The sequence below is a fragment of the Bacteroides sp. MSK.20.82 genome, assembly GCF_019052485.1.
GTDB classification, from domain to species: Bacteria; Bacteroidota; Bacteroidia; order Bacteroidales; family Bacteroidaceae; genus Bacteroides; species Bacteroides thetaiotaomicron.
On sequence record NZ_JAHQUN010000103.1, the window covers coordinates 1 to 4548 of the forward strand.

Below are 4548 nucleotides of genomic sequence, written 5' to 3' on the forward strand. Positions count from 1 at the left end.
GGGAGAACTCTACAAAGACAACTGGATAGGGAAGAGAGCAACGGAAGCCGCCAACAGTATAGCCAGAGAACGGAACTTGGTACAGTCAAAGGACATAGGCAAAGCCAACAGGGAAGAAATAAAGCAGGCTATGGATGATGTTCTTACACGGATGCAGGGTTTTGACCTTACCGGATTCAGTCGGGAACTCGAAAAACTTGGCTTCAAAGTGAGGGAAGCCCGTGCGAGTACCGGCAAACTTAACGGCTACTATGTAACGAGCCGGAGCGGAACGGAATACAAGGCAAGCGAGATAGGGAAAGGCTATACGCTTGCCCACATCGAAAAGACACAGAAAAACTTAAAGTATAACTCAATCAGCAGGAATTATGGAAACACCCTCAAACCCAAAGACGGAGGATTACACCTATAAGCAGGGACAGTACAGCCTCCGAAAGAGAAAGGACACCACACCCAAAGTAAATCCGCAACTTGCGGTAGAACTGGTGTTTCAAGAGTTGAAGCGCGTAGAAGCCTATACGAAGCGCATAGAGGACGCAACAGCCAAAAAGGTAGAAATGGACAGAGGAAGCCTTGAAAGTGCCGAAAATCGCCTAAAAAGCGTATTGGCGGAATTTGTACGGCAGGGAAACAGAATGAAAAACGGCAGCTATGTGGACAAGAAAGTTTCAATGTACTCAATCCTTTGTGCTGTCATTTCCCTTTTGTTCGCTTGTCTTATGTGTTGTTTATGGGTGAGTGCTTCGAAAGACCGAGATAATTATCAACAGTACTATGAGTATTATAAGAGGCAAGTGGATGAACAGAAAGCTAAGTAATAGCTACTTAGCTTTCTGTTGGTATTACTACGCAGAATTGGATCTAATTAGATAATAATCGAATTCTTTTGTGTAGTCCAATGATTGATAGTACAAATAGGAAAGCTATGACGAAACATTTTGTATAGTATCCTTGTATGAATAAATCAACAAATAGTGGGATGATAATAAATGTTGATATACAAAATATCGTTATCAGAGTATTTTTTTTCATGCTTTTAGCAAAAAGTTGCAACTCCTACTAAAGCACCACTCCACCCACCTAAAGCGGTGCCTGATACAGTACCGATAACAGGTAGTGTGACGGTTCCAACCCCTGCGCCACCAACTGCACCTAATCCCGCAGATCCAGCAGTTCCTGCAACGCATTTTACTACTTTCCATGCCGAACTCCAAAATCCTCTCGTTGTTGCTTCTGGAGCTTCTAACTCCATAGCATAATAAATAGCTTCAATAGCTACATCTACGGAATACATTAGAATACTGTATTCCGTAGATGTAGGAGACAGTGAGCTGTTTTTTATAACTTCTTTGAGCTGAATTCTTAGTGCTTCTGGGGAAGCTTCTGTATCAGCTTTTATGTTTTTCATACTTTCTATAACTTCCAATACTTTAGGGGATGTATTTTCTATATAATCATCTTCATTGATAGCTCTAGAGATAGGTTTAATATCTTGTATTAAACTATTTGCATAAGCGGAAGCTTCTTTTATAGATTGAAAATCTTTACTCTCAAAGGCACTCTTAATTTGAGTAATTTCATTAAACTTCGTCGATTCGTTTTTAGAACTGTTTATTACTTCTTCAGAATCATTACTGCAACTAACAACAAATATCAAGAAAAGAGGAAGAAAATATTTTAAGGCTTTCATAAAAAAAGAATTTAGGGTTAAACATTTTGCAAAAATATTATTTCTGGTGAGAAAAACAAGATTTTTCCTAAAAAACTGATTGATAGCAGGTTTTATAACTAAATCTCTTTGAGCTTTATTTTGATTGCACCAATAACATATCCTTTAGGATTTTCCGCCAATCGTGCGCCTTTCTTCAATTCTCCCAAGAACCCCACAAAATCGGGGATGCGGTTTTGTCCTTCAATAAGGATTTTCTTGTTCTTGTTGATTTCATCAGACTTGAAGTCAAAGGAGAATTTAAGGTAGTCATACACGTTGTTTCCCAACTGGAGCCGTGCCGTAACTTTAGCCATTCGTGCTTGTTCTTGTAGTGCAGAGTCTTCTCTGTTTTCATAAAATACAGGGAAGAGAGTCCAACCAATGACCTTTCTTCCCTCTTTTTCTTCTTTGGCTACAAACGAATAAGGGGAATGTTCATCGAGTTCTTTCTTTGCCACGTCGATAACATATCTTTTAAAGTCATTTACTCTTTCATACTTCCCTTGCAGACAGAATCTTTCACGAAGACCGTCAGGACCTTCTAACAAGACAAACAAAGGCTTTTTTTGTCCAGACATCAGCTCATAGAACCGCATGGCATAGACGCTTTTAAATTTCATTGCTATTGCAAGTTCGTATTTGCGGTAGCCCTTTGTAAAGTCAAGGATGCAGTTCCATATTTCATCAAACACAAGAAAGGTTACAGTTCCCTCTTTTTTTGATATTTTCGGTTTTGCGATGATTTGTGTTGCAGTCCAGTAGTCTGCATCTTCATATATCACGACCTTTTCACATAGACTCAGAAAAGCCTTTTTAGCTATTGTGTAGTTTTCATCTTTTTCATTTCGTAGAATTGAAGCAGTTGGAAGAGTTATTTCCCTGCCTAGTTGTACCGGTTTTATTTTGTGCATATTGTCCTTTATTTTAATACCTTCAATCTCTTTTTGAGCACACTCTACAAGTCGGTACATAATCCGTTTTTCGTAGGCTGTGAAGTCATACTTGGCAGCCGTGAATATATACGACTGAATGAGTTCTTTGTTTTCGGTGATGATTCGTGCCATAGGTGCGATTTTTAATGGTTCGGTGCAAAGATATAAATAAAATACGAGTTAATCTATAGTAACTCGTGTGTAACATTAAATTTCTCGTAGTTTAGGAGGATTTTAACATTAAATTTCTCGTAGTTGAACATTAAATTTCTCGTAGTTAAAGGCTGTTTTCTCGCATAATGCGCGCGCGCGAGGATAGGACATAGATAGTCGATGTTAAGATAGAAACAAGCTCATAGGATTGAGATTGCTTCCCAACTTTCGGAAAAAACGAATGAAAAACAATAGGGAAAACAAAGACAAAGCCCCCTCGTAAGGGGGTTGGGGGATTGTGCGGTTATAGGGATTTTTTTTCGCCGTGTACCATTTGGTAGCACCAATATATTTTCTTATCTTTGCAGAGTAAACCTAAAAACAGTAAAATCATGGCAACATTCGACTACACAACAAGAGAATTAAGGGAAAAGCAGGCTTTAATTTTGGATAAGGCTGATGCTGGTGAAGACATTGTAATTCATCGCGGAATAAGAAAGTCTTATATGATTGTCCCAATCCATGAAGATGATTATACCATCAGTGACGAATTTAGAAAGAAGATTTCAAAAGCCAGAGAGGATTACAAGGCAGGAAAAGGTGTGACATGTAAGACTATTGAGCAATCTATGGCTTTACTTGAATCATTGTAGTTTATGTATAGTGTAACGTATAGTGATGAAGCCTTGGCTTCTATTGCGAAATTTAAAAGGTCAAACCCTGCATCTTTTAAGAAAATTACGAAGTTCATCGAAGAATTGCACAAACATCCTCGTACTGGGACTGGGCATCCAGAGCCATTGAAAGGATACGGAGGAAACGTATATTCAAGGGAGGTGAACAAGAAGGATAGGCTTGTCTATGAAATTTATGAAGATGTTGTGAATGTGTTTGTCATATCCGCAGAAGGGCATTACAGCGATAAATGATTTTTCTCTTTTCGGTCTGCAAAGGTAACTCCACACTCCGAAGCTGTCAAGGGCTTCGCAAGTTCGGATCTGAAAAAATCCTGAGCAGCTTCGCTGTGCGGTTTTTTCCGCTCGAACCCTTGACCGCTCTCCGTGTTCCGTTGTGGGAATGGCAGGGAAAAAAGAAAAAAGTGTGTGGCTATGTAGTGTGTTAGCGCTGTGTGTATTCCCATGCGGTATGTATATATATAGCAAGAAGTGTCCTTGTTGGACATTCTTGCCTTTCTCGCTTTGCTCAAAAGGATTTTAAGATTACCTTTGCGACATGGAAGTGAATCGAACGGAGAAGATAACATTCCGCTGCACCGCACTTGAAAAGGCGGCACTTGCGGAACAGGCAGCCCGATGCGGTATCAGCACATCGGAGTACTGCCGTACACTCGCACTGGGCGGACGACCCAAGGAGAGGTACACGGAAGAAGAAAGGGAACAGTTTCGGGAGATAGCCCGACTGAAAGGAACACTTCAGCGTCTGAACAACTACTTCGGTGGGCGCCAGTACAGGGAAGTGTTCGAGGAGAACCAGGCACTAATCAATGAACTTAAAAAGATACTTTCACGATGATAGCAAAAGGAAAGAGCATTTCCCACGGCACGGCAGCACTGGAGTACGACCTTGCCAAAGAGATAAACGGGGAGGCAGCAGCCACCGAGATACACCGCCATGAGCTTTTCGGCTGCACAGGCGAAGAAATGGTGCAGGAGATGAAACCTTACTTCGTTGATTTTCCGAACGTAAAGAACAACTGCCTTCGGTTTGAGGTCAGTCCTTCAGTGGAAGAAA

Annotated in this window: 6 protein-coding genes and 2 pseudogenes; 6 read left to right on the forward strand and 2 right to left on the reverse strand. The window is 40.6% G+C overall.

Going from position 1 to position 4548, the window contains the following annotated elements:
* A pseudogene (locus KTR07_RS27740) lies at positions 1-412 on the forward strand (mobilization protein); the annotation flags it as partial.
* A complete protein-coding gene (mbpC, locus tag KTR07_RS27745; RefSeq protein WP_217315565.1) occupies positions 369-818 on the forward strand; it encodes a mobilization protein MbpC in 450 nt (149 codons plus the stop codon). The pseudogene KTR07_RS27740 and the gene mbpC, both read left to right, overlap by 44 nt.
* Before the next feature lie 218 nt (positions 819-1036).
* On the opposite strand, the gene KTR07_RS27750 is transcribed toward mbpC, so the two are convergent.
* Positions 1037-1690, reverse strand: a complete 654-nt coding sequence (locus tag KTR07_RS27750) for a hypothetical protein (RefSeq protein ID WP_217315566.1) — start codon at positions 1688-1690, stop codon at positions 1037-1039.
* A gap of 98 nt (positions 1691-1788) precedes the next feature.
* A complete protein-coding gene (locus tag KTR07_RS27755) occupies positions 1789-2775 on the reverse strand; it encodes a replication initiation protein (RefSeq protein WP_217315567.1) in 987 nt (328 codons plus the stop codon).
* A gap of 413 nt (positions 2776-3188) precedes the next feature.
* Between KTR07_RS27755 and KTR07_RS27760 the strand changes: the two genes are divergently transcribed.
* The 4 genes and pseudogenes from KTR07_RS27760 to KTR07_RS27775 form a co-directional block, all read left to right on the forward strand.
* The gene (locus tag KTR07_RS27760; RefSeq protein WP_151872159.1) at positions 3189-3449 is read left to right on the forward strand and encodes a hypothetical protein; all 261 of its coding nucleotides are present in this window, start codon (positions 3189-3191) and stop codon (positions 3447-3449) included.
* Between the two features lie 3 nt (positions 3450-3452).
* Positions 3453-3725 (forward strand): Txe/YoeB family addiction module toxin, encoded by a 273-nt coding sequence (locus tag KTR07_RS27765; protein WP_149874798.1) that lies wholly within the window; start codon positions 3453-3455, stop codon positions 3723-3725.
* Between the two features lie 304 nt (positions 3726-4029).
* Positions 4030-4329, forward strand: coding sequence for a mobilization protein MbpA (gene mbpA / locus KTR07_RS27770; protein ID WP_217315568.1), 300 nt, complete (start codon positions 4030-4032; stop codon positions 4327-4329).
* Positions 4326-4548: pseudogene (locus KTR07_RS27775) on the forward strand (mobilization protein); the annotation flags it as partial. The gene mbpA and the pseudogene KTR07_RS27775, both read left to right, overlap by 4 nt.